Here is a 3923-nt window from a genome sequence, read left to right on the forward strand (position 1 = left end):
GAGGTGGGCCGCGGCCCGCTGGCCGGCCCGGTGCTGGCCGCCGCCGTGGTGCTGACCCGGTCGCTCGACCCCGATCTCGCCTCCCTGATCGATGACAGCAAGGTGCTGACGGCGCAGCGGCGCGAGGCGCTGGTGCCGCGCATCCGGGCGGTGGCGCAGGTGGGCGTCGGCTGGGCGACGGTCGAGGAGATCGACCGAATCAACATTCTCCAGGCCAGCATGCTGGCGATGCGACGGGCGCTGGACGCCCTGCCGGAGCGTCCGGACATCGCCCTGATCGACGGCAACAAGGTGCCCGACGGGCTGTCCTGCGACGGCCGCGCGGTAGTCGGCGGCGACGCCCTGTCGCTGTCGATCGCAGCCGCCTCGATCCTCGCAAAAGTTGTGCGCGACCACGAGATGTTGCGTCTCTCCACCCTCCATCCCGGCTATGGGTGGGAACGCAACGCCGGCTATGGCACGCCCGAGCATATCGCCGCGCTCGACCGGATCGGGGTCTGCGAGCATCACCGCCGGTCCTTCGCCCCGGTGTTTCAGCGACTCGCCATAACCGGCTGATTCGAAGGGGTATTGACGCCGAGTCCTTCGCGACTCATCGTCGCCCTATGAGCGAATCACCCATCCTCACCGAGCGCCTGCCGCCGGGCTGCCGGATCGTCCTCGGCGACTGCATCTCGGCCATGCGGTCGCTGCCCGCCGGCTCGGTCGATTGCGTGTTCGCCGATCCGCCCTACAACTTGCAGTTGGGGGGAGAGCTGCGCCGGCCGGACGAGAGCCGGGTCGACGGCGTCGATGCGGAATGGGACAAGTTCAGCGACCTCGCCACCTATGACCGGTTCACGCGGGACTGGCTGGCGGCGGCGCGCCACGCGTTGAAGGACGACGGCACGCTGTGGGTGATCGGCACCTACCACAACATCTTCCGGGTCGGCGCCATCCTGCAGGATCTCGGCTTCTGGATCCTGAACGACATCGTCTGGCGCAAGTCGAACCCGATGCCGAACTTCCGCGGCACCCGCTTCACCAACGCGCATGAGACGCTGATCTGGGCCGCCAAGTCGCCCGACAGCCGCTACACCTTCAACTACGACGCGATGAAGGCGCTGAACGAGGAACTGCAGATGCGCAGCGACTGGACGCTGCCGATCTGCAGCGGCGGCGAGCGGCTGAAGATCGACGGCCGCAAGGCGCATCCGACGCAGAAGCCCGAGGCGCTGCTGTGGCGCGTCCTCTTGTCCTCGACCCGGGCGGGGGAGACCATCCTCGACCCGTTCTTCGGCAGCGGCACCACCGGGGCGGTGGCCAAGCGGCTGGGCCGCAAATTCATTGGCGTCGAGCGCGAGGAGATCTATGCCCGCGTCGCCGCCCAGCGCATCGCCGCGATCGAATCGCCGGCCGATCCGAGCATGCTCGACACCCTGTCGAAGCGCCAGGCGCCGCGCGTGCCCTTCGGCTGGGTGGTGGAGCGCGGCATGCTGCGGCCGGGCGACCGGCTGTTCGACACCCAGCGCCGCTACGTCGCCAAGGTGCGGGCCGACGGCACGCTGATCGCCAGCAACAGCGAAGGCGATCATGCCGGATCGATCCACCGGGTCGGCGCGGCGCTGCAGGGCGCGCCGTCCTGCAACGGCTGGACCTTCTGGCACTTCGAGGCGCAGCGCGACCGGCTGGCCCCGATCGACCTGCTGCGCCAGAAGATCCGGGCCGAGATGGCGGTGCACTGAGGCGCCATCGCCTCAGATCATCCCGCCAATCGGTTGTATTTCCTGAGAATCTCCCGCAGCCGGTCATGCGGAATCGCATGCAGCGTGTTGCCGTCGCGGCCGGTCATGGTCTCGGCCGCGACCATGGCGTTGACGATCGCCTCCTCGGTCGCCTGGGCCGCGGCCTCGATCAGCCCGTCCATGGCATCGTTCGGCAGCACCTGCACCAGCCGGCTGTCCTTGCGGCTGAAGACGCCGGGATTGGCGGTGGAGAACGCGATGAAGATGTCGCCGCTGCCATTGGCGCCATAGCCGCCGGTGCGGGCGATGCCGATGGGCGCCCGCCGGGCCAGGCGCTTCAACTGGTGCGGCAGCAGCGGCGCGTCGGTGGCGATGACGACGATGATCGAGCCGGCGTCGCGGTCCCAGGCCAGGTCGGGCAGCAGGTCCGGGATCTCGCGCCCGACCGGCACGCCGGCGATCATCAGGTTCCTGCGGCGCCCGAAATTGCCCTGCACCAGCACGCCGACGGTGTGGCCGCCCTCTTCGGGTGACAGGCGGCGCGAGGCCGTGCCCGTGCCGCCCTTGAAGCCGAACAGCGACATGCCGGTGCCGCCGCCGACATTGCCCTCCGCCACCGGGCCCGGCCGGGCCCCGTCCAGCGCTTCGACCGCATGCCGTGCCGTGACGTGGAAGCCGTTGATGTCGTTCAGGATGCCGTCCCAGGTCTCGGCCACCAGCGGCAGGCACCAGTAGAGGTCGTGCGACAGCGGCGCCACCAGGCCGTGGCGGGCCTGCCAGCCGATCACGGCGTCGCGCACCGTGCCGACGCTGTGGCTGTTGGTGATCATCACCGGCCCTTCGAGGAAGCCGGATTCCTCGACCCAGATCGTCCCGGTCATCTCCCCATTGCCGTTCAGCACGGCAGTGCCGGCGAAGACCGGGTCGAAGACGCGGCCGCGCGGCAGGATGGCGGTGACGCCGGTGCGCGCCGGCCCCCGTCCGACCTCCATCCTGCCGTCGCCGGAGATGATGGTGGCGGCGCCGACCTCGATCCCGGCGATGTCGGTGATGGCGTTGAGCGGCCCGGGCTCGCCGTCGAAGGGAATGCCCAGGTCGCGGGCCCGTGGCTTGGTCATGGTGGGCTCCTCCGCTGCGTCATCCGTCCGGGCTAGCGCGGCAGGGCCGGACTGTCCATGCCCCGCCGCCGCACCAGCCGCTTCGGCGCCACCTCGCGCCACGCCTCGGCCACCAGCGACTCGACCTGCTCGTCATCGACCTCGGGCAGGGCGACGAAGGTCCAGACCAGCCGACCCCAGCGTGCCGGGGCGAAAGCCTCCGGGCGGGCGGCGAACAGCATTTCCTGGTGGTCGTGCGGCAGCTTCAGCACCGCCCGCCGTTCCGCCGGGCGCAGCACGGCGAAGATCTTGCCGCCGACCCGGAAGGACGGCCGCTCCCAATGCGCCTCCTCCGTCACCTCGGGCAGGGCCAGCGCGGCCCGCCGGACCGTCTCCTCATCCGCCATCTCGGGCCTCCTTCTCTCCCCGTGGGAAGGATGCGCGCCTGCGCCCGGGTTTGCCTCGGGAATGTTTGTGGTTATGCTGCCGGCCTCACAGCCAAGGAGAGACCCGATGGAAAGCAGGACGGACCGGAATTTCACCCGCCCCGTCACGCTGAACCCGTCGAGTCCTCATGCCTCTCCTTGCCGCCGAGTCGCTGTCCCACCACACCCCTGACCATCGCCTGCTCTTCGAGGACCTGACGCTCGCCTTCGGGGCGGAGCGGACGGGCCTCGTCGGCCGCAACGGCGTCGGCAAGTCGACGCTGCTAGGCCTGTTGCTGGGCGAGGTCCCGCCGCAATCCGGCCGGATCCTGCGCCGGGGCCGCATCGGGCTATTGCCCCAGGCCGTCCGGATCGTGCCCGGCATGACCGCCGCCGACGCGCTCGGCATCGCCCCGGCCCTGGCCAGGCTCGACCGGCTGCTGGCGGGGGAGGGGGGCGAAGAGGATCTCGCCGCCGCCGACTGGACGGTGGAGGAGCGGGCGGCCGCGGCGCTGCCCAGGATGGGCCTGCCCGCCGATCTCGACCTGCGCCGGCCGCTCGGCACGCTGAGCGGCGGCGAGGCCACGCGCCTGGTCCTGGCCGGGCTGCTGGTCGATCCGCCGGACATGCTGGTGCTGGACGAACCGACCAACAATCTCGACGCCGATGGCCGCGCC

General features: G+C 70.7%; 5 protein-coding genes. 3 read left to right on the top strand and 2 right to left on the bottom strand.

What is annotated here, in order from left to right:
- Nucleotides 1-558 (top strand): ribonuclease HII (locus P409_RS28725; RefSeq protein ID WP_034846493.1); only part of this gene is annotated, 558 nt, incomplete at its 5' end.
- A gap of 47 nt (nucleotides 559-605) precedes the next feature.
- A complete protein-coding gene (locus P409_RS28730) occupies nucleotides 606-1724 on the top strand; it encodes a site-specific DNA-methyltransferase (RefSeq protein WP_052121518.1) in 1119 nt (372 codons plus the stop codon).
- 17 nt (nucleotides 1725-1741) lie between these two features.
- Here P409_RS28730 and P409_RS28735 read toward each other — a convergent pair whose 3' ends face one another.
- The gene (locus P409_RS28735) at nucleotides 1742-2842 is read right to left on the bottom strand and encodes a DmpA family aminopeptidase (RefSeq protein ID WP_052121519.1); all 1101 of its coding nucleotides are present in this window, start codon (nucleotides 2840-2842) and stop codon (nucleotides 1742-1744) included.
- Nucleotides 2843-2874: 32 nt separating this feature from the next.
- The gene (locus tag P409_RS28740) at nucleotides 2875-3228 is read right to left on the bottom strand and encodes an MmcQ/YjbR family DNA-binding protein (protein WP_034846495.1); all 354 of its coding nucleotides are present in this window, start codon (nucleotides 3226-3228) and stop codon (nucleotides 2875-2877) included.
- Nucleotides 3229-3395: 167 nt separating this feature from the next.
- On the opposite strand from P409_RS28740, the gene P409_RS28745 reads away from it, so the two are divergent.
- On the top strand, nucleotides 3396-3923 hold a 528-nt coding region (locus P409_RS28745; protein ID WP_034846497.1), incomplete at its 3' end, for an ATP-binding cassette domain-containing protein.

It is taken from the genome of Inquilinus limosus MP06 (genome assembly GCF_000767795.1).
Taxonomy (GTDB): Bacteria; Pseudomonadota; Alphaproteobacteria; order DSM-16000; family Inquilinaceae; genus Inquilinus; species Inquilinus limosus_E.

Excerpts from the sequence above, each read along its gene's own strand:
- P409_RS28730 (WP_052121518.1), top strand. The coding sequence starts at position 606 with ATGAGCGAATCACCCATCCTCACCGAGCGCCTGCCGCCGGGCTGCCGG.
- P409_RS28735 (WP_052121519.1), bottom strand. The coding sequence starts at position 2,842 with ATGACCAAGCCACGGGCCCGCGACCTGGGCATTCCCTTCGACGGCGAG.
- P409_RS28740 (WP_034846495.1), bottom strand. The coding sequence starts at position 3,228 with ATGGCGGATGAGGAGACGGTCCGGCGGGCCGCGCTGGCCCTGCCCGAG.